This window comes from Trueperaceae bacterium, from assembly GCA_031581195.1.
Classification (GTDB): Bacteria; Deinococcota; Deinococci; order Deinococcales; family Trueperaceae; genus SLSQ01.
The window spans coordinates 1-19,493 of sequence record JAVLCF010000039.1; the positions used below are offsets into that span (position 1 = coordinate 1).

Here is a 19,493-nt window from a genome sequence, read left to right on the forward strand (position 1 = left end):
GAGGGCGCGGGCGTCGTCGAGGTGCGCGAGAGCGGTGCCGGCGTCGACCGCTTCGATGCCGGTGTCGACGAGACCGACGAGGCGGAGGCCGGTCGCGGTGGGCCCGCCGACGGCGGCGACGTCCACCGCGACGCGTTCGCCGAGGCGGACGTCGAGCGCATCCGCCAGCTCGATGCCCAGCACGAGTTCGCCGGGGCGCTCGAGCATGCGGCCGTCGCGAAGGGCGCCCGGGAGGTCGCTGACCTGCGCTTCGCCCGTCGGATCGACGCCGCGCAGCGTCGCGCCGCGCCGGGCGTAGGGACTCCGGAGGAGGGCGGGGACGTCCATCCGCGGGGTGGCGGCGCGCACGCCGGGCACCGCCGTCGCGGCGGTGTGGAGGGCCGCGACGTTCGCGAGGGCGTGCTCCGGGTCGGGGTCGGCGTGGTACGCCTCCGTCGTGATGGCGACGGGGGCGGCGACGAGTCGCGCCTGACCTTGGAAGATGGCGTTCAGGAACCCGTCGGTGAATCCCCAGAAGAACAGGATCGACAGCGTGGCGTAGGCCACGACGGCGATCAGGAGGGCGGTCCGGAGTCGCTGGCGGAACAGCGACCGCCACGCGAGCTTGAGCGTCGCAAGGGCGGCGTTCACGACGTCACGCTACCGCACGGGCGGCCGGACGCCGGGGCGTGCGCGCCCTCGGGATGGCGCCGGGGCGAGGGCGGGCGCGACGTCAGGCGGTCTCGTCCCGGACCCACGCGAGGTACGCCTCCGCTCCGGCGTCGACGGGCCACGCGACGACGCACGGGACGTCGTACGGGTGGAGCGTCTCGACGGCTTCGACGAGTTCGTCGAGGCGGGCTTCGCGCGTCTTGAGGATCATCGCGACTTCGGGTTCGTCCCGTACCTCGCCGTCCCACGCGAAGAACGACCGCATGGGGGGGAGGACGTTGGCGCAGGCGATCAGCCCACGCTCCACGAGGGCCCGCGCGAGGGTGGCGGCGTTCTCGGGGGTGTCGATCGTCACGTACACGCTGCGCACGTCGGTCATGGCGACAGGATAGGCGGTGGTCGCACGACCTGCATGGAGCCGCGTGACGTCGTGGCTGGGCGTGACCAGGAGGGCGCGTACGCCGTTCGTCGTCCGCCGCCCCCGGGGGTGGGGGCGGCGGATGGGTGGGGCGCGTGGTGTGGGGGTGGGGTGTGGGGGTTGGTGTAGGGGGGTGGATCACAACGACGGCGCAAGGTTCTCCGCCGTCACCGAGAGTTGCAACGCGTTCATCAACGCAGACGTGGTGTCCGCCTCCGCCACCGTGTTCTTCTTGCGGTAGACGCCCCCCTCGTTCAGCACCAGGTCGAACGTTCCCTCCTGCAGTGGGACGACGTTCACCGTGAACGTGTCGCTCGGGGCTTGCGGCGTGACGCTCACGACCTCCGCCACGTCAGGTGCAGCAGTGCCGCCCTGCCGGAACGCGAAGTCCTCGACCTGCAACGGCATCACCACGCGGTCCAACTTCACCTGCACGTCGAACCCGCCCGACACCGTCACCGACCCATTCGTCCCATCACTCGACGACGACGAACCCTCGATCGCGCCCTCCACGGCATCGAACCCGCCCGCCACGGCACGCGGCGCGAGATCGACGGTGAGGGCGACGCTGTCCTCCGGGTTCTTCGAACCGTCGGCGAAGCACTCGCTTTCCGTGACGGCCGCTCGGGGGAGCTGGAACGTCACGTCGCCGGACGCGTCGGGTTCGATGGTCGTGGATCGCCAGGCGTCCAGCGTCTGGGGGCTCGAGTTGACGTTCCTCTCGAGCGACGCGGACCACGCCAGGGTGCCGACGATGCCGTTTTCGTCGCTGATCGTGAGGTCGTCGTTGGGGGCGAAGTCCGTCTTGCGGTTGAAGCGAACCTCGACTTGCATCGGACCCCCGACGGTCGTGCCGCTGGCGTCGCTCGACGACACCCGAACGTCCGCGAAAAGGTCGACGCACCCAACGTTGACGAACAAATCGAAAGAGTCGTCGATGCGGTAACTGATGAATCCGTACCCCCCGCCGGACTCAACCACGCTCCCGTTGTTGAAGGGGCCGTTGTCGCCTTTGTCGAGCGTGTCCCCGGTCGACCCCGCGTCGACGGGTCTCCTGGTGCTGGGCAGAATGTAGAAGCCGTAGTATCCCGGAACGTCGTGAACGGACGAGTCGTTCTCTTCCACGTTGAGGCATGTATTCGCGTCGCCGTTGACGTCGATGCCCACGAAGCCCCGTTCGTCACCGGAGAGGTTCGGCTCGGACACCCCGTCACACACCGCCACTTCGGGGTTCAACGAGCTCTCGGTGCTGGTATACGCCGTCGGTGGCGCGTCGTCCCCAATCCACGTGGCCGAGCTCGCGACGCCCAGCGGCGCGACGAGCACGCCGCCGACCACGAACGCCGCACGTGCAAGGCGCCGAAGGGTAGCGACTCGCAGCTAAAGGAGCATGGGGCGGGGGACGGCACGGAGGTTCGAAACGAGGACGGAACGCATACGCGAACCGTGCCATCGCGTCGTTTCAAACGCGTGTCACCGCCTCGGTTGGGGGCATGCCGGTCGGGACCGTCGGGCGGTGCGGGTGGGCAGGCCCCCTCGGGGTCGTGCCGGTGGAGGGGCGGTAGCGGACGTCGCCCTGCGCGGCGGGGCACGCGGGGCGCGCCGGGAATGCGGTACCGTCCCGTGTGAGCGAAGCCAGCACGTCCGACCTTCTGCAGTTTTTCCGCGACCATCCCGAGCGCCCCTGGCACGTCCAAGACGTCCAGAAATCGCTGGGGGTGGAGGACCGGGCGGACCTGAAACGCCAGCTCGACGACCTCGTCGGCGACGGGACCCTCGTCCGCACGCGACGCCGAACCTACGGCCTGCCCCAGGAGATGAACCTGATTCCGGGCCGCCTGCAGGTCGCCGCCGGCGGGTACGGGTTCGTGATTCGCGATTCCGGGGAGGGCAAAGACGTGTTCGTCCCGGCCGACAAGCTGGCGGACGCCTGGGACGGCGACCGGGTCCTGGTGCGCCCCAGCGGGAAGAAGGCGGACGAGGAGAAGCCGGCGGGGGAGATCGTCCGCATCACCGAGCGGGCCAACACGCGTCTGGTGGGCACCCTCGAGTACGCCCGTGGGTACGCGATCCTGCGGCCCGACAGCCCGCGCCTCAAGGAACGCATCCTGTTGACGCCGGACAGCGTGGGGCGCCTGGATGCGGGCATGCGCATCGTGGTGCGCCTCATTTGGCCGGAGGAGAGCGGGGAGCGCGATCCGTTCGGCGAGGTCGTCGAGGTGCTCGGGGAGCAGGACGACCCCGAGGTCGAGACGCGCGCCGTGATCGTCAACTACGACCTCAAGGACGCCTACGACGAAGCGACGTTGGCGGAGGCGGCGGCGGTCCCGGATGTCGTGACGGGCGACATGATGGAGGGCCGCACCGACCTGCGGTCGGTGCCGACCTTCACGATCGACGGCGCCGACGCGAAGGATTTCGACGACGCGCTCAGCGTCGAGCGGCTGCCGGACACGAAGGGCGGCAAGGCCGGCAACCGCGGGTTGGTGCGGGTCGGGGTGCACATTGCGGACGTCTCCTACTACGTCGCGGAGGGCACCAGCCTCGATCGCGAAGCGATGGAGCGTGCCACGACCGCCTACCTGCCCGGCAAGGTCCTACCGATGCTGCCCGAGGAGCTCAGCAACGGCATCTGCAGCCTCGTCGAGGGCGAACCGCGCTTGGCGTTGTCGGTCCTGGTCGACCTCACGCGCGACGGCGAGGTGAAGGCGGTCAAGTTCAAGGAGACCGTCATCGAGTCGGACGCGCGCCTCACGTACGACCAGGTGCAGGCGTTCGCCGACGGCGACCGCCTCCCGCAGGGCAAACGCAAGCTCGAGCGGGACGTGAAGGTGCTGTTGAGCCTGTCCTCGAAGTTGCGCGAGGCGCGGCTCGGGGCGGGCGCGCTCGATTTCGACTTCACCGAAGCGAAGGTGGACGTCGGCGACGACGGCGAGATGGAGCTCCGCCCCATCCGCAGCAACGCCGCGCGGAACCTCGTCGAGGAGCTGATGCTGCTCGCGAACCGGATGGTGGCGACGGAGCTGGAGAAGAAGGACGTGCCGGCCCTCTACCGCGTGCACGAGGACCCCAGCGAAGCGAAGATCGACGCCCTGCAGAAGGCGCTGGCGCGCCTCGGGTACGAACTCGACGTGCAGGCGGCGACCCCGAAGGACCTGCAGGCGATCCTGAAGGCGGCGGCCGGCAAACCGGAATCGCAGTTGGTGAACACGTTGTTGCTGCGCAGCCTCAAGCAGGCGCGCTACGCCGCGGAGAACCTGGGGCACTTCGGGCTGGCGTTCGAGAACTACCTGCACTTCACGAGCCCCATCCGTCGCTACCCCGACCTCGTCGTGCACCGCGCGGTGCGCGCGCTGCTCCAGCATCGCCTCAGCCCGACCCTGAAGGAGCGGATGAAGAGCGACTTCCCGGACCTCGCGACGCACACGAGCGAACGCGAACGCCAGGCGGAGAAGGCGGAACGCGACCTGGCGAAGTACTACCACGCCCGGTGGGCCCGCGAGCACCTGGGGGAGAGCTTCTCCGCGACGATCAACGGCGTCACCGGGTTCGGCCTGTTCGTCAGCCTCCCGAACGGCGTCGAGGGGCTCCTGCACGTCTCGCATCTCGGGGACGACTACTACGTCTTCCTCGAGGACTCCCTGACGCTCCTGGGGAAGTCGTCGAAGAAGAAGTACCGCATGGGGGACCGGATCGACGTCACGATCTACCAGGCGAACCCCACCGCCCGGCAGATCGACCTGATCCCCAAGGGCGCCGACATGCCCGAAGCGTCGAGCGACGAGGTCGTCAAGCGCAGCAAGGCCCCCAAGACCGTGAAGACGCCGATCGGGGGGGCGGAGGACGCCCCGAACCTCGCGCGGGACGAGGGCCGTCCGGCGGCGAAGGCGAAGAACGGCAAGGCCGGCGCCGCGTCGGCCGGCGGGGCCCGGAAGAAGGGGACGAAGGCGGCCGGTGCCTCGAAGGCGTCCGACGCGGGCAAGACCCAGGACGTGGACGCCACGAAGGCCGCGGCGACGGGCCGCACGAAGGGGGCGGCGAAGGGCGCACCGCGCGACGAAGCGGCGGCCGCACCGGCCGCCGCCGCGCGCCCGAAGCGCCGCCGCCGGTTGGTGTTCGGACGCAAGGACGTCTGGGGGTCCTGACGTGACGGGTCCGCGACGCGGCCCCGAGCGCGGGTCCGGCGCGGGTCCGGTCCGCCTGACCCTGACGCGGGTGTGCGTCCGCACGGGACGGGTCCGACTTCCGGCCCGGGCGCGGTCGGTGGTGCCCGACGGCGCCCTCGAGGTGCACGACGACGCGACCGGCGACGTGTGGACCCTCCGGGTGGAGGGGGGCGTCGTCGACGGCCTCGCGCCGTTCCTGGCCCGGCACGGCGCGATGGTCAACGACGAACTTCGCCTGCACGTCCCCGCCGAGGCGCCCGCCACGCTGGCCGTCCGGAGGAGCGGGGCGGGCGGCGCGCACGGCGAACGGGCGTTGCGGCGCGCGGTCCGGGCGTTGATCGAGGGGGCACCCCCGCACAGCGTCGAGGAGTTGCGCGACGCGTACGGCCTCCCGGCGGACGCACCGCTCGAGGCGGCCCTCGCCGACGCACCGGAGCTCGAACGGCGCGCCGGGCGGTGGGGCCGCGTCGGGACGCCGCGCGCCACCGACCCGCTGCGCTCGGCCTCCGACGCGCCCGCGGCGTCCGGCACGCGGCCCACCGCGACCCCCGCCCCGTCCGCCGCCGCCGACCCGTCCTCCGCGACGCCGGCGCAGGCGCGGGCGTGGGCCGCCCTCGCCGCGTTCGGGGTGGAGGTCCCGACGGCGCAGGGTGCGGCGGCGCAGGGTGCGGCGGCAACCGTCCCGATGCCGTTCGAGGGCGGGCCCGCGCCGGTGTACGTCCGCGTCGTGGAGCCGGGAGCGGGACCGGCGTGGCACGACCTGCTCGACGAGGCGCGCGCCGCGGCGGCGGGCCGGCTCGCCCTCGCCGGCGGGTGGGAGGACCTCGCGCCCTACGCGCGGTACGTCCGCTCCGCCGGCGCGGCCCTGCTGCCCCTCGACGCGCTGGACCGTCTCGCGCAGGCGGCGCGGGAGGGGGAGATGACCCTCGCCGACCTCACCGTCGCGCTGGGGGCCGGCGGCGTGCACGGTGCGGCCTTCGAGCGGCTCGAGGCGCGCAGGGCGGCCCGCCGCGCGGAACGCGAGCGGTTCTGGGAGGTGGTCCGCCGCGTCGCCTCCCGGCCGGTGGGTGCGGTCGTCGATCCCGCCGCGTGGGCGGACGCGCGCCTCCCGGTTGCCGCGGTCCGCGAGGGCCTCGGGCGTCTGGCCGGTCCTCCGTGGTTCGCGGTGGAGCGCCTCGAGGACGGGCGGGTGCGTCTTCGCTCCGACGTGCGGGCGGTTCTCCCCGAGGTCGCGGAGGCCGCCGCCCGACTGGGGGCGGCGCCCCCGGAGGGGTCGCGCCGCGTCGCGGTCCGCGGGGACGCCCAGGCGTCAGGCCGCGCCGAGATCCTGGAGGGCGGCGACGCGTAGCGGCGCGTCGCGCGTCGCACGGATCGCCTCGACCGTCCAGCGGGCCGCCTCCCGCGTCGAGACGTAGGGGACGCCCGCCTCGAGGGCGCGCCGCAGGTCGGGCCCGCCCGTGACGTCGATCAGCAGGTCGGTCGCAACGTCGTCGCCCGGGTCGAGCGGGCCGCGCGTCACGTCGAACCCGAGCGTCTCGAGGGCGGCTCCGACCTCGTCCAGGCCGTTGCCGACCAGCTGCACCCGGCCGGCCTGCGGGAGGACCTGGCCGGCGCCACGTTGCGCTTTTTCGTAGGCCCGCCACGGGTCCGCATCGAGCCCCATGCTTTCCCCGGTCGAGCGCATTTCGGGCCCGAGGATCGGCGCGACCCCGACGAACTTGTGGAACGGCAGCACGACCTCCTTCACCGCGTAGAGCGGCGGGGTCGGGGTCGACGTGAAGCCCAGCTCGCGAAGGGTCCGCCCGGCGGAGATCAGCGCGGCGTACTTCGCGAGGGGGTGCCCGATCGCCTTCGAGAGGTACGGCACCGTGCGGCTGGCGCGCGGGTTCGCTTCGATGACGTAGACGTCGCCGTCCTTCACCACGAACTGCAGGTTGATGAGGCCCCGCACGCCGATCGCGTCGGTCAGCCGCACCGCGGCGTCGCGCACGGCGTCCAGGACCGCGTCGTCGAGCCCGATGGGGGGCACGATGCAGGCGGAGTCGCCGGAGTGCACGCCGGCGCTCTCGACGTGCTCCATGAGGCCGGCCACGACCGTCGTGTCGCCGTCGGAGAGGGCGTCGACGTCGAGCTCCGTGGCCCCCTCGAGGAAGGCGTCGACGAGGATGCTGGGGGTGCCCTCGAGCTGGGCGTAGACGTCGTCCAGGTACGCAGCGAGCTCCGAATCGCTACGCACGATCTGCATCGCGCGGCCCCCGAGCACGTAGCTGGGGCGCACCATGACCGGGTACCCCACGCGGTTCGCGAGGGCGCGGGCGGCGTCGGGGGTCGTCGCCACGCCACCGTCGGGGTTGGCGACCCCGACCTCGCGGCAGAGCGCCAGGAAGCCGTCGCGGTCCTCCGCGCGGTCGATCGCCGCGGCCGGCGTCCCCCAGATCGGGACGCCGGCCGCCTCGAGTTGGCCGGCGAGCTTCAGGGGGGTCTGGCCCCCCAACTGCACGATCACACCCTCGGGCGCCTCGCGGTCGACGACGTTCATGACGTCCTCGAACGTCAACGGTTCGAAGTACAGCCGGTCGGCGGTGTCGTAGTCGGTGGAGACGGTCTCCGGGTTCGAGTTGATCATGATCGTCTCGAAGCCCACCTCCTTAAGCGCCCACACGGCGTGCACGGTGGCGTAATCGAATTCCACGCCCTGCCCGATGCGGTTCGGGCCGGAGCCCAGGATCACGACCTTGGGTTTGTCGGACGGCGCGACCTCGTCCTCGAGTTCGTAGGCGGCGTAGTGGTACGGCGTGTACGCCTCGAACTCCGCGGCGCAGGTATCCACCGTCTTGAAGACCGGCGCGCTTCCGGCCGCGATTCGCGCGGCGCGGATCGCGGCCTCGTCGCTTCCGGTGAGGCGCGCGACGTGCGCGTCGGAGAAGCCGAAGCGTTTGACCTCCCGCCACGTCTCGAGCGGCCACGCGGTGGGTGCGGCGAGGCAGGCGAGTTCCGCTTCCGCTTCGACGATCTCCGCGAGCTGCCCGAGGAACCACGGGTCGACCGCGGTGCGCTCGTGGAGTTGGTGCGGCGTGCGGCCCCGCCGCAACGCCTCGAGCAACGCCAGGATGCGGGTCGGGCCGGGCACCAGCCGCGCCTCGACCTCGGCGTCGGTGGCGTCCTCCAGCGCCGAGCGCACGTCGAGCTCCAGCGAGCGGAGCGCCTTCTGGAGGCTCTCCTTGAACGTCCGCCCGATCGCCATGACCTCGCCCACGCTGCGCATCTGCGTCCCCAGGTCGGTCGCGGCGCCCGGGAACTTCTCGAACGCGAAGCGGGGGATCTTCGTCACGACGTAGTCGATCGACGGCTCGAACGCCGCCTTCGTTTCCGCGGTGATGTCGTTCGGGAGTTCGTCGAGGTGGTAGCCGACCGCCAGCAGCGCCGCGATCTTCGCGATCGGGTAGCCGGTCGCCTTCGACGCCAACGCCGACGACCGCGAGACGCGGGGGTTCATCTCGATGACGATGACGCGGCCGGTGGCGGGGTCCACGGCGAACTGGATGTTGGAGCCGCCGGTATCGACGCCGATCTCGCGAATGATCGCGATGCTGTGGTCGCGCAGCGTCTGGTACTCCTTGTCCGACAGCGTTTGGGCGGGCGCGACGGTGAGGCTGTCGCCGGTGTGGACCCCCATCGGGTCGAGGTTCTCGATGCTGCAGATGATGACGACCGTGTCGTTGTGGTCGCGCATCACCTCGAGCTCGTACTCCTTCCACCCCAGGACCGACTCCTCGACGAGGACCGTGTGGACGGGGCTGTCGTGCAGGCCCTGCCGCACGATGCGGCGGAACGCCGCCTCGTCGTGCGCGACGCCGCCCCCGCTCCCCCCGAGCGTGTAGGAGGGGCGGATGATGGCGGGGTAGCCGATCTCGGCGGCGAACGCGAGCGCCTCGTCGAGCGTCGACACCATCCGCCCGGCGGGGGTGTCGATGCCGATGCGCGCCATCGCCTCCTGGAAGGCGCGGCGGTCCTCGCCCTTGTGGATCGCGTCGTAGTTCGCGCCGATCAACTCCACCCCGTGGCGTTCCAGGACGCCGGTCTCCCACAGGGTCTTGGCGAGGTTGAGCGCCGTCTGTCCGCCGAGCGTCGGGAGGAGCGCGTCGGGGCGTTCCGCTTCGAGGATCGCTTCGACGTGCGCCGGGTCGAGCGGCTCGACGTACGTCCGGTCGGCGACGTCGGGGTCGGTCATGATCGTCGCGGGGTTGCTGTTCACGAGCACGACGCGGTAGCCGGCGGCGCGCAGCGCCTTGCAGGCCTGCGTCCCGGAGTAGTCGAACTCCGCCGCCTGACCGATTTGGATCGGTCCGCTGCCCAGGATCAGGATGGTGTGAAGGTCGTCGCGCTTCGGCATGGGAACCCCCCGCAGTCGCGAGAGGATAGCACGCGGCGCGCGCCGCGCCGCGGCGTGCAGGACGCCCTTACGTGGGGTCGCCGGTCGGGGCGGGGCCGTCGGTCGGGACCTCGTCGTCGGGGGCGTCCTCGAGCTCGAGGACGAACGCTTCGTGCCCGACCTCGATCGCGTCCCCGGGCACGAGCCGCCGCTTGCGGCGCGTCTCCACCTCACCGTTGACGCGGACGTCGCCCGCTTGGATCATCCGTTTCGCTTGGCCGCCGGTCTCCGCGAAGCCGGCGAGTTGCAGGGCCGCGCTCAACGGCAGGGTGTCCGACGGCGGCGCGCCGGGTGGGGCTTCGCGGTCGCCGTCGTCGTGGGGGCGCGTCATTCGACCTCGACGAGCTCGGCGGCGGGGTAGGAGCCCAGGTACTTGACGAACGCCGCCTTGCGCATCAACCCTGTCAGGGCCGCCGCGACGTTCGCGTCGCCGACGTGCCCCTCGACGTCGACGTAGAACAGGTAGCTCCACGGCTTGTCGCGCCGCGGACGCGACTCCAGTTTCGTCATGTTCACGTCGTGCTTCGGGAACTCCTCGAGGCACGCGACGAGGTCGCCCGGACGGTGCTTGGTGGCGAGCACCAGACTGGTCTTGTGCGGCCCCTCGCCGCGCGGCGCTTCGTCCGCACCGAGCACGAAGAAGCGCGTGAAGTTGTAGGGCAGGTCCTCGACGTGCGCGTCGAGGACCTCGAGGCCGTAGGCGTCCGCGGCGGCCCGACTGGCGATCGCGGCGCGCGCGCGGCCCGACGCGTCGCCGTTCTCCGACAACAGCTTCGCGGCGCCGGCGGTGTCGAAATCGGTGACCGCTTCGAAGTGGTGCCGGCGGAGGTACCCCTGGCACTGCGCGAGGGCCTGCGGGTGGCTGTACACCCGCTCGACGTCCTCGAAGCGCGTGCCGGGCCGGACGAGGAGGTTGTGGTGCACCCGCACGATCCGTTCCCCGACGACGTGCAGGACCGAGTCGGTCAACAGGTCGTACGTCGCGTTGATCGAGCCGGCGAGGCTGTTCTCGACCGGCAACACCGCGTGGTCGGCGTCGCCCCGCACGGTGGCGTCGAAGGCGCCCTCGAAGGTGTCGAACCCGACGGCGTCCGCGCCGGGGGCCCACTCGAGGGCGGCCTGTTCGCTGAAGGCGCCACGGACGCCCTGGAAGGCGATGCGGGGGGTCGTGCTCATGACCGGAGACGGTAGCACGGTCGCGCCGTCGGGGCCCTGCAGGGGCGGGCCGCACCCGCGCCGACGGTCCCAGGCGCAGCGGCGTGGCACCATGACGGGCGCAGGTACGCCGCCCCACCCGTGCTCCCCCGCGCGCTCGCCGCGCCCCCTGGAGGCCCCATGTTCGATCCCGCCCGCACGAACGCCGCCCATACGAACGCCGCCCGCACGAAGCCCGTCGCCCTGGAGGCGGCCCCCGCCCTCCGGACGCCGCGTCACGTCCTCCGCGTCGCGGTCGCGGCGTTGCTCGGCGTCGCCGCCGCGCTGGCGTCGCTGCCCGCCGCCGCGCAGGCGATCGGCGACGACGCCGAGGCCTTCCTCGCCGCCGCCGACGCCTCCGCGGCGGGCGACGCGTGGGTCGCCGGCGACCTGGACCTGCGCATCGACCGCGCCGGGTCGTTGCTTCGGGCGGTGGAGGTGGAGGGCGCCTTCGACGCCGACGGCGTCGCCCGCGCCGCGGAGCTGTTCGCCGTGGCGAGCGGGTACGGCGACGCGATCCGCGAGCCGATCGCGTCGTACCTGAACGAGAACCTGCCCGGCCTCGCCGGGCAGGGCCCGGTCGGGGTCGGCGTCGTCGACCTCGGCATGGAGGTCGACGTGGCGTTCGGGGCGAGCCTGGACGCGCCCAGCGGCACGCTACGGTTGTCGCGTCCGCAGGTGCCGAGCGACGCGTTCGGGACGCCGGTCGCGACGCTCGGCAACGCCGACGCGCCGGTCACGGTGCGGGTGTTCAGCGACTTTCAGTGCCCGTTCTGCCAGCGCTACGCGCAGCAGGTGATGCCGATGCTCGAGGACGGCGTGCTGGCGGACGGCGACGTGAACTTCGCGTTCCATCACTTCCCGCTGAACTCGATCCACCCGAACGCCACGCCCGCCGCCGCCGCCGCGCAGTGCGTCCGCGACCTGTACGGCGACGCCTTCTGGCCGTACCACGACGCGATCTTCGAGCGGCTGGACGCCTGGGCGCAGCTCGGGGAGCCCGAGCCGTACTTCGTCGACCTGACGACCGAGGTGCCGGCCGTGGTCGAGGCGGCGGGAGGCGCGTCCGACGCGGAGCAGGCGGTCGCGGCGTGCTTGGACGAAGGCGACGCGACGCAGGTCGTGCGCGACGCCACCGACCGCGCCGTGAACCTGGGTCTGCAGGGCACGCCGTCGGTGTTCGTGGGCGGGTACCGCCTGAACGACGTCGCTTCGGTCGAGGGGTACGACCGGCTCGTGCGGCTGGCGACGGCGGTGGCGGAGGTGCGCGAGGAGGACGCCGCGCGCTAGACTCGCGCCGATGAGCGAGTACCCGAGCCTCGTCTGGCACCTCAAGAACACCGCGTTGTTCGAGGACCTGTCGGAGGCGGACCTGAGCCGCTTGGCGGAGATCACGCCGTACCGTTCGTACGCCGCGGGCGACGTGATCTACCGCATGGAGGACCCCGCCGACGCGCTGTACTTCGTGCGCGAAGGCATGGTGAAGGTGTCGGTGTACTTCCCGAACGGCAAGGAGATGATCCTGGGGGTGTTGGGGCAGTACGACGTCTTCGGGGAGTTGTTGTTGCTGCCGAGCGAGCGGCGCCCGAACCAGGCGGAGGCGTTGCGCGACACGCGCCTCATCGTGATGCCGGAGAGCGACTTCCAGACGCTGTTGCGTGAGCAGCCGGACATCGCGCTGAAGTTCATCCAGGTGATGTCGACGCGCCTGTGGCAGGCGCAGCAGTGGCAGGCGGAGGTCGGGGCGTTCGAGGCGCCCCAACGCCTCGCGAACCTGCTGGCGCGCCTCGCGCACGAGTTCGGCGTGGAGGTGGAGCGCGGCGTCGAGATCGACCTGGGGCTCACCCAGCAGGACCTGGCGAAGATGATCGGGGCGACCCGCGAGACCGTCTCGCACGGCCTGACGCGCCTGCTGGAGGTGGGGGCGGTGCGGCGCCGGCGCACCCCCATCGTCGTCGACCGCGAGGTGCTCGACGCGTACCTCGCGTCGGGCGACGACTGAGCGACCGTCGCTCGCGTCCGGTCATGCGGCGTCGGCCGCGGCGCCCTCGGAGGCGCCGTCCGACGGGTCCTCCACCGCGTCCTCGCGGGGGGACGGCTCGGTGAGCCACACCAGCTGGGCGTCCTCGGGCGGCGCGGTGGTGACGTCGCAGAGGACGGTTACGACCCCGTTGCGCACGAGGAACAGCGGCACGTCGCCGTCGCCGCCCTGCGCCGCGAGGCGGTTGGGGGTGCGGCGTTCGGGGAGGGGGCGCGCCTCGAGGGTGGCGCCGCGCTCGACGAGCGCTTCGAGGCGGTCGTAGTCGACGTCGGGACCGAACGCGAGGCGGCCCCGTTGGTCGTCGGACAACCCCTCGCGGGTGCTGCCGTTGCGGGAGGGGGCGAGCTGGAAGACGTGCTGCGAATCGAAGGTGCGGGCGTACTTCAGGGCCGCGAGGGCGTTCGCTTCGTCGTTGCTGGTCAGGGCCAACAGGCGCCCGATGCCGGAGAGGCGGACCTCGTCGTCGCTGCGGTCGGACAGCAGACTGCCGTAGTAGGCGGGGAGGCCCTCGAGGCGGGCGGCGGCGACGTTCGACCAGTTGGTGTCGGCCAGGAGGACCGGGATGCGTCGCTCGTGCAGGTCGCGGGCGATGGTGCGCGCGAGGCGGTTGGCGCCCAGGATCAGGAAGCCCTGCGGGTCGGGTTCCGCGACGCCGACCGCGGTCGCGAACGGTTTCGCGGTGAGGCTGGCGAGCGAGACGGTCCCGACGATCACGAGGAACACGAGGGGGACGAGGGCGTCGGCGCCCTCGACGCCGGCCGCGACGAGCTTCGAGGCGAACAGGGAACTCACGGCGGCCGCGACGATGCCGCGGGGCGCGACCCAGGCGAGGAACGCCTTTTCGTTCCAGGCGAGGGGGCTGCCGACGGTCGACGCCCAGATGGCGGCGGGGCGGACCCCGAAGATCACGGCGAGGAGCAACGCCATGCTGCCGAGCCCGAGCGCGTCGAGGAACGACGCGAGGTCGACGTTGGCGGCGAGGACGATGAACAGGAGGCTGATGAAGAGGACGGTGAGGTCCTCCTTGAAGCTGAGCAGGTCGCGGATGTTCGGGACGCCGCGGTTGGCGATCACCATGCCCATCAGGATCGTCGCGAGCAGGCCCGCTTCGGGGGCGAGGGCGCCGGCGACGGCGAAGGCGGTGAAGACCGCGGCGAGCGCCACGAGGTTCGTGAGGAAGTCGGGCACGAGGCGGCGGCGCAGCAGCCACGCGAGCGCCGCGCCGGAGACGACCCCGACGACGGTGCCCGCCGCGACGAAGCGGAGGAACAACAGCGCGGTCTGGAGCGGCGCCTGGTCGCGGTTTTCGATCAGGAGGAACTCGAAGACGAGGACGGCGACCATCGCGCCGACCGCGTCGATGAGGACGCCCTCCCACTTGAGGACGTTGGCGACGCGGGCCGACGGGCGGACGGTGCGGAGCAGCGGCCCGATGACGGTCGGGCCGGTGACGATGATCAACGCCCCGAACAACAGCGCCAGGGAGGGGGGGAGGTCGACGAGCCACCAGGCGGCGAACGCACCGAGGACCCACGTGACGAGCGCGCCGACGCTGACGAGCCGCAGCACGATGCTGCGGCTCTCGCGCAGGTCGCGGAGGTTCAGCGTCAGGCCGCCCTCGAAGAGGATCAGCCCGACGGCGAGCGAGACGGCGGGGAACAGCAGGTCGTCGCCGATGAACGCGGTGGGGTTCACCCAGCCGAGGAGCGGGCCGACGGTGAAGCCGACGAGGAGCAGCGGCAGGATCGCGGGCAGGCCCACGCGCCAGGCGAACCACTGTGCGAGGGCCCCGAGCGCGACGACGGTCGCGATGGCGAGGCCCGGAGAGGTCGAAAGGAGCCCGGCCATGGCGTCATCATGCCACGTGCGTCCAGCGAGCCCCGTGCTAGCGTTCGGCGTGGAACGCCGATTTCTCGTCACCACCGATCACGGGCAGGTGCTCGTGCGCATCCCCGAAGACCGCGCCGGTCTCGATCCGGACCTGTTGATCCTCGAAGCTCCGACCGCCGACAACGCCGGCGACCTCGAAGCGACCGTCCCGCTGCGCGCCTTCGGCGCGAAGATGGTCGAGCTCGTCGAGGCGCAAGGGGGCGACATGCCGGGCGGCGAACGCATGCGCCGCATGATGGTGCAGGAGAAGGCCGCGTCGGACCTCAACCGCATCGAGCGGTGGGCGCGGACCCGCGCCGAGGCGGACGACGGCACCTGAGGACGGCGGCGCCTGACGACCGCGGCGTGAGGCGCGTCGGTCAGTCGGCGTCCTCGTCGTCCCAGGCGATCTCGCCGAGATCGAGCAGCAGCTCCTTGTAGAGCTGCAGCGCGAACCGCCCGACCGCCTCGCGGGCTTCGTCGCCATGCAGGCCGACCGCGACGCGTTCGTGCGCGACGCGCACGCTGCTGGCGAGGACGCTTTCGAACACCGGCCAGGGACCGTCGAAGGGTGCGTCGTCGGGGGCGACCGCCGCCTCCGCCGCGACTGCGGCGGGCGCAGCGGCGGTCGTGTCGGGGGTCGCGTCGGGCGCGGGGCCGTTGCGTTTGCCGCCGCGGCTGCCGCGGCGTCGACCCTTCTTCGCGGGCGCCGCCGGCGCGTCGTCGTCGGGGGCGTCGGCCGCGTCGAGGGCGGCGAGCGCCTCCTCGGCCGCGCGGCGCTCCGCGGTGCGTTTCGTGCCCCCGTCGCCGCGCCCGAGGACGTCGTCGTCGACGACGACTTCGGCGTGGAAGGTGGGTTCGTGGTCGGGTCCGTCGACGTTCGTGACGAAGCGGGGCTGACGCCCCTCGTTCTGGAGGCGTTCGATGAGGACGCCTTTCGGGTGGGCCATGGACACTCCTTCGTGCATGTCGTGCGGCACCCGCGGGGCGCGTGCCGTCCGACATCCGCGGCGCACGGTAGCACGGTCCGCTTGCGCTAGGATGGCGGCATGACACGCCTGCTGCTGTGCGACGACCACGCGATGTTCCGGCAGGGTCTGCGGAGCATTCTCGAGACCGAAGACGACGTCCGGATCATCGGCGAGGCCGCCACCGGCCGGGAGGCGGTCCGCTACGCCCTGGAGACGCTGCCGGACGTGGTGTTGATGGACATCCAGATGCCGGACCTCGACGGGGTGGCGGCGACGAAGGAGATCCTCTCCGAGGCGCCGGACGTGCACGTCATCATCCTGACGATGTACCGCCAGGACCGCTACGTGTTCGAGGCGATCAAGGCGGGGGCGCGTGGCTACATGCTGAAGGACGCCGACAGCGGGGACCTGGTGGACGCCATTCGCCGCGTGGCGGACGGCGAGACGTTGCTGAACGCGGAGTTGGCGGCCAGCATCCTGGAGGAGTTCCGCACCGCGCAGGAGGTGCCCGAGCATCCCGAACACCGGGTGCGCGAACTCACCGACCGCGAGGAGGAGATCCTGCGGCACCTGGCGCAGGGGGCGACGAATCAGGAGATCGCGACGGCGCTCGACGTGAGCGAGAAGACCGTCCGCAACCGCCTGTCGGAGGTCTTCAGCAAGTTGCGCCTGAACAACCGGACGCAGGCGGCGTTGTACGCGTTGCGGGAGGGCATCGCGACGCTGCAGGACTCCGCGGAGTGAGCGAACGCCGCTTCCGAGCCGGCTGCGGTCGGGAGCGGCGGGGGCCGGCGAGCGAGGCGTCGCTGGCGTACCTGGCGTTGGCCTACCCGGAGTGCCCGACGTGCCCGCACCGCGTCGTGCCCGAGGACGCCGCGCCGTTCTGCGTGTGGCGCGCGACCGACGCGGACGACCCGTGGGCGGCGTTGGCGTCGCTGCGGCCCGAGGACGCCTCGTGAGCGGGACGGGGCCGGCGCCGGTGGACGAGGCGGCGCTGCGCGCGACGTGGCGGACGGTGTGCGAGATCCCCGCCCCGACGGGGGCGGAGGGGGCGCGCGCCGACGCGGTCGAGGCGGCCTTGCGGCGGCTGGGGGTGACGCCGCGCCGCGACCGGGTCGGCAACGTCCTCGCGGAGCTCCCCGGGCGGGGGGCGACGGGCCCGCGAACGGCGTTGGTGGCGCACCTCGACACGGTGTTCGCCGCGGACGTCGACGTCGCGGTGCGATTGAGCGACGACGGGACCTGGGCGGCGCCGGGGATCGGCGACAACGCCGCGAGCGTCGCGGCGCTCCTGCACCTGGCGGGTCGGTCCGTGCGGCGGGAGGGGCCGATGCACCCGCCGCTCCTGCTGGCGTTCACCGTCGCGGAGGAGGGGCTCGGGAACCTGCGGGGCGCGCGCGCCCTCGTGGAGGACGAGGGCGCGCATCTGGACCTGTTCCTCGCGGTGGACGGCCACCTGGGGTCGGTCGTGGATGCCGGCGTGGGGTCGTGGCGGGCGCGTGCGGCGTTCACGGCGAAGGGGGGGCACGCCTGGGGCGACTTTCCGAGCCCGAGCGCGGTGCACGCCCTCGGGGATGCGGTGCACGCGATCACGCGGGTGCCGCTGCCGGACGTGCCGCGCAGCACCGTGAACGTGGGGCAGGTGGTCGGGGGGCGGAGCGTGAACGCGATCGCGGAGACCGCGGAGGCGACGTTCGAGGTGCGCAGTGAAGGGGACGCGGTCCTGCACGGCCTGCGGGCGGAGGTGGAGAAGCGGGTGCGGAGCGTGGCGCGGCGGCACGACGTGGCGCTGGAGTTGACGTCGCTCGGGGACCGTCCGGCGGGCGCGAGCGACGATGGGCGCTGGGCGGCGTTGGCCCTGCGCGTGCTGCGCGAGCGGGGGCTGGAGGCGCGGACCGGGGCGAGCAGCACCGACGCGAACGCGGCGATGGCGGCGGGGATCCCGGCGTTGTGCGTCGGCGTGTACCGCGGGGGGGACGCCCACCGCGAGAGCGAGTGGGCGGACCCGGCGTCGCTCGCGGTGGGGTTGGCGGCGCTCGAGGCGTTGCTCGAGCGGATCGCGAGCGACGCCTGAGCGACGCGTCAGCGGGCGGAGCGGCGGGCGAGCCGTTCGCGGCGCGCCTGGAGGGCGAGCCGGTCGACCCGTTCGTTTTCGGCGTGGCCGTCGTGCCCGCGGGTCCAGCGCCAGTCGACGTGGTGCCGGGCGGTCAGCTCCAGGAGCGCCTCCCACAGGTCGCGGTTCTTCACCGGTTTCTTCGCGGAGGTCGTCCAGCCGTTGCGTTGCCAGGTGTCCAGCCACCCGTCGGTGAACGCCTTCTTGAGGTACTGCGAGTCGGTCACGAGCGTCACGTCGCACGGTTCGGTGAGGGCGGAGAGCGCCTCGACGGCGGCGGTGAGCTCCATGCGGTTGTTGGTGGTGTTCGCTTCGAAGGCGGCGTCCTCGCGGACGTGGTCGGCGTACCGGAGGCGGTAGCCCCACCCGCCGTCCCCGCTCCCGGTGTCGCAGGAGCCGTCGGTCCAGATCGTGACGTGCTTGCGCGGCATGAGGCGAGGCTACCCGTTCCGCGCGGCGGTCCGCCGGGGCGGGCGGCGCGGGCCGGGGTGCGGGCGGCGGGTGCCGGGTTGGGACGGGGTCCGGGCCGGGCCGGGGCGCCCCGGGCTGGACCAAGCCTTGACAAGGCTTGAACAAGGGGCGTACATTGGGTGAACACGCCGCCCGGACGGATCGCCGTTCCGAGCTCCCTCCCCCCGCCCCCCGCGCCCGCACCGACGGAGGTCCCCATGGGACACGGCAAGTTCACCGTCAACGAAGTCGAGGACCGCACGGGCGTGCCCGCCGCGACCCTCCGGCAGTGGGAACGCCGCTACGGCTACCCGTGCCCCGAACGCTCGGGGTCGGGCTACCGCCTCTACAGCGAGGACGACCTGCGCGGCATCGCCGTCATGAAGGACCACATCGACGACGGCGTCCCCGCCAGCCGCGCGGCGGAGCTCGCGCAGCGCCCCACCCCCGACCGCGGCGGCGCCCGACCCACCGACGCCCTGCGCGACGACCTGATCCACGCCCTGCTCGACCTCGACGAGGTCGGAGCGGACCGCGTGCTCGGCGAAGCGTACGCGCTGCACCCCATCGAGACCGTCCTCGTCGACGTGATCGCGCCCACCATGAACGACCTCGGGCGGCGCTGGCACGAGGGCGAGATTCCGACCACCACCGAACACGTCGCCAGCAACTACGTCCACGGCAAACTCCGCGGCCTGCTGGCGTTGACCGGTGCGCACTACGCCAACCCCAAGGTCGTCATCGCCTGCGCCCCGCACGACCACCACGAGCTCGGTGCGCTGATGCTCGCGGTCCTGCTGCGCCGCAGCGGCTACCGCGTCATCTACGTCGGGCCGGACACCCCCACCGACGACCTCGCCGCCCTCGTCCGCGAGCACGGCCCCACCGCCCTCATGGTGTCCGCGTCCACCCGCGACTCGATCCGCGCGCTCGAGGCGGGCAGCGACGCGCTGCGCGGCCTCGCCACGCCCGTCTTCTACGGCGGCGCGGCCTTCAACGCCGACCCCGACGCCGCCGACGCGCTCGGCGGGACCTACCTCTCCGGCAACGTCGTCGACGCCGTCGCGCGCTTCGACGACCTCGTCGCCCCCCGGTCGGCGTCCGCGGACGCCTCCGAGCCCTCGCAGGAGCGTGCCTCGTGACTCGACGCCCGACCCCCTCGCACCCCCCCGACCGCGCCCCCAGCCC

Annotated in this window: 18 protein-coding genes; 9 read left to right on the forward strand and 9 right to left on the reverse strand. The window is 72.6% G+C overall.

All coding sequences use genetic code 11. The features are described from left to right. From RI554_05140 to RI554_05150, 3 genes are all read right to left on the reverse strand, one after another. Positions 1–630: ABC transporter permease (locus RI554_05140; protein MDR9391396.1), on the reverse strand; the 630-nt coding region annotated here is incomplete at its 3' end. A gap of 82 nt (positions 631–712) precedes the next feature. Further along, on the reverse strand, positions 713–1,030 hold the full coding sequence (gene cutA, locus RI554_05145; GenBank protein ID MDR9391397.1) for a divalent-cation tolerance protein CutA: 318 nt from the start codon (positions 1,028–1,030) through the stop codon (positions 713–715). Positions 1,031–1,207: 177 nt separating this feature from the next. After that, on the reverse strand, positions 1,208–2,305 hold the full coding sequence (locus tag RI554_05150; protein ID MDR9391398.1) for a hypothetical protein: 1,098 nt from the start codon (positions 2,303–2,305) through the stop codon (positions 1,208–1,210). 389 nt (positions 2,306–2,694) lie between these two features. Between RI554_05150 and rnr the strand changes: the two genes are divergently transcribed. Both rnr and RI554_05160 read left to right on the forward strand, forming a co-directional pair. Next, entirely contained in the window at positions 2,695–5,214 is a 2,520-nt protein-coding gene (rnr, locus tag RI554_05155) for a ribonuclease R (GenBank protein MDR9391399.1), read from the forward strand. A 70-nt stretch (positions 5,215–5,284) separates the two neighbouring features. Beyond that, positions 5,285–6,583, forward strand: coding sequence for a hypothetical protein (locus RI554_05160; protein ID MDR9391400.1), 1,299 nt, complete (start codon positions 5,285–5,287; stop codon positions 6,581–6,583). Here RI554_05160 and carB read toward each other — a convergent pair. The 3 genes from carB to pheA all read right to left on the reverse strand — a co-directional run bounded on the left by carB (position 6,545) and on the right by pheA (position 10,843). After that, positions 6,545–9,628: a carbamoyl-phosphate synthase large subunit gene (carB, locus tag RI554_05165; protein ID MDR9391401.1), complete on the reverse strand. Its 3,084-nt coding sequence runs from the start codon at positions 9,626–9,628 to the stop codon at positions 6,545–6,547. The genes RI554_05160 and carB overlap by 39 nt on opposite strands. A gap of 67 nt (positions 9,629–9,695) precedes the next feature. Further along, positions 9,696–9,998, reverse strand: coding sequence for an RNA-binding S4 domain-containing protein (locus RI554_05170; GenBank protein ID MDR9391402.1), 303 nt, complete (start codon positions 9,996–9,998; stop codon positions 9,696–9,698). Beyond that, positions 9,995–10,843 (reverse strand): prephenate dehydratase, encoded by an 849-nt coding sequence (pheA, locus tag RI554_05175; protein ID MDR9391403.1) that lies wholly within the window; start codon positions 10,841–10,843, stop codon positions 9,995–9,997. The genes RI554_05170 and pheA overlap by 4 nt, the downstream gene beginning before the upstream one ends. Before the next feature lie 159 nt (positions 10,844–11,002). Here pheA and RI554_05180 point away from each other — a divergent pair, with 159 nt between their 5' ends. Both RI554_05180 and RI554_05185 read left to right on the forward strand, forming a co-directional pair. Next, positions 11,003–12,151 carry a thioredoxin domain-containing protein gene (locus RI554_05180; protein ID MDR9391404.1) on the forward strand — a complete coding sequence of 383 codons (1,149 nt, stop codon included), beginning with the start codon at positions 11,003–11,005 and terminating at the stop codon, positions 12,149–12,151. 10 nt (positions 12,152–12,161) lie between these two features. Then, the gene (locus RI554_05185; GenBank protein ID MDR9391405.1) at positions 12,162–12,863 is read left to right on the forward strand and encodes a Crp/Fnr family transcriptional regulator; all 702 of its coding nucleotides are present in this window, start codon (positions 12,162–12,164) and stop codon (positions 12,861–12,863) included. A 21-nt stretch (positions 12,864–12,884) separates the two neighbouring features. On the opposite strand, the gene RI554_05190 is transcribed toward RI554_05185, so the two are convergent. Next, on the reverse strand, positions 12,885–14,750 hold the full coding sequence (locus RI554_05190) for a sodium:proton antiporter (protein MDR9391406.1): 1,866 nt from the start codon (positions 14,748–14,750) through the stop codon (positions 12,885–12,887). Between the two features lie 49 nt (positions 14,751–14,799). Between RI554_05190 and RI554_05195 the strand changes: the two genes are divergently transcribed. Further along, positions 14,800–15,111, forward strand: coding sequence for a hypothetical protein (locus RI554_05195; protein MDR9391407.1), 312 nt, complete (start codon positions 14,800–14,802; stop codon positions 15,109–15,111). 40 nt (positions 15,112–15,151) lie between these two features. Here the strand turns inward: RI554_05195 and RI554_05200 are convergent, their stop codons facing one another. Beyond that, on the reverse strand, positions 15,152–15,721 hold the full coding sequence (locus tag RI554_05200; protein ID MDR9391408.1) for a putative dsRNA-binding protein: 570 nt from the start codon (positions 15,719–15,721) through the stop codon (positions 15,152–15,154). Between the two features lie 99 nt (positions 15,722–15,820). Between RI554_05200 and RI554_05205 the strand changes: the two genes are divergently transcribed. From RI554_05205 to RI554_05215, 3 genes are read left to right on the forward strand one after another with little or no spacing between them, the layout of a single operon-like run. After that, entirely contained in the window at positions 15,821–16,486 is a 666-nt protein-coding gene (locus RI554_05205) for a response regulator transcription factor (GenBank protein ID MDR9391409.1), read from the forward strand. Beyond that, positions 16,483–16,701: a hypothetical protein gene (locus tag RI554_05210; protein ID MDR9391410.1), complete on the forward strand. Its 219-nt coding sequence runs from the start codon at positions 16,483–16,485 to the stop codon at positions 16,699–16,701. Before RI554_05205 ends, RI554_05210 begins: the two co-directional genes overlap by 4 nt. After that, the gene (locus RI554_05215) at positions 16,698–17,816 is read left to right on the forward strand and encodes a M20/M25/M40 family metallo-hydrolase (GenBank protein MDR9391411.1); all 1,119 of its coding nucleotides are present in this window, start codon (positions 16,698–16,700) and stop codon (positions 17,814–17,816) included. The genes RI554_05210 and RI554_05215 overlap by 4 nt, the downstream gene beginning before the upstream one ends. A gap of 8 nt (positions 17,817–17,824) precedes the next feature. Here the strand turns inward: RI554_05215 and rnhA are convergent, their stop codons facing one another. Continuing rightward, positions 17,825–18,286 carry a ribonuclease HI gene (gene rnhA / locus RI554_05220; protein ID MDR9391412.1) on the reverse strand — a complete coding sequence of 154 codons (462 nt, stop codon included), beginning with the start codon at positions 18,284–18,286 and terminating at the stop codon, positions 17,825–17,827. 237 nt (positions 18,287–18,523) lie between these two features. Here rnhA and RI554_05225 point away from each other — a divergent pair, with 237 nt between their 5' ends. Then, complete coding sequence (locus RI554_05225) at positions 18,524–19,447, forward strand: cobalamin-dependent protein (GenBank protein MDR9391413.1); 924 nt, start codon at positions 18,524–18,526, stop codon at positions 19,445–19,447. The last annotated feature ends 46 nt before the right edge of the window (positions 19,448–19,493 follow it).

Coding starts and splice junctions, on each gene's coding strand:
- cutA (MDR9391397.1), bottom strand. CDS start 1,030: ATGACCGACGTGCGCAGCGTGTACGTGACGATCGACACCCCCGAGAAC.
- carB (MDR9391401.1), bottom strand. CDS start 9,628: ATGCCGAAGCGCGACGACCTTCACACCATCCTGATCCTGGGCAGCGGA.
- RI554_05170 (MDR9391402.1), bottom strand. CDS start 9,998: ATGACGCGCCCCCACGACGACGGCGACCGCGAAGCCCCACCCGGCGCG.
- pheA (MDR9391403.1), bottom strand. CDS start 10,843: ATGAGCACGACCCCCCGCATCGCCTTCCAGGGCGTCCGTGGCGCCTTC.
- RI554_05180 (MDR9391404.1), top strand. CDS start 11,003: ATGTTCGATCCCGCCCGCACGAACGCCGCCCATACGAACGCCGCCCGC.
- RI554_05185 (MDR9391405.1), top strand. CDS start 12,162: ATGAGCGAGTACCCGAGCCTCGTCTGGCACCTCAAGAACACCGCGTTG.
- RI554_05190 (MDR9391406.1), bottom strand. CDS start 14,750: ATGGCCGGGCTCCTTTCGACCTCTCCGGGCCTCGCCATCGCGACCGTC.
- RI554_05200 (MDR9391408.1), bottom strand. CDS start 15,721: ATGGCCCACCCGAAAGGCGTCCTCATCGAACGCCTCCAGAACGAGGGG.
- RI554_05205 (MDR9391409.1), top strand. CDS start 15,821: ATGACACGCCTGCTGCTGTGCGACGACCACGCGATGTTCCGGCAGGGT.
- rnhA (MDR9391412.1), bottom strand. CDS start 18,286: ATGCCGCGCAAGCACGTCACGATCTGGACCGACGGCTCCTGCGACACC.
- RI554_05225 (MDR9391413.1), top strand. CDS start 18,524: ATGGGACACGGCAAGTTCACCGTCAACGAAGTCGAGGACCGCACGGGC.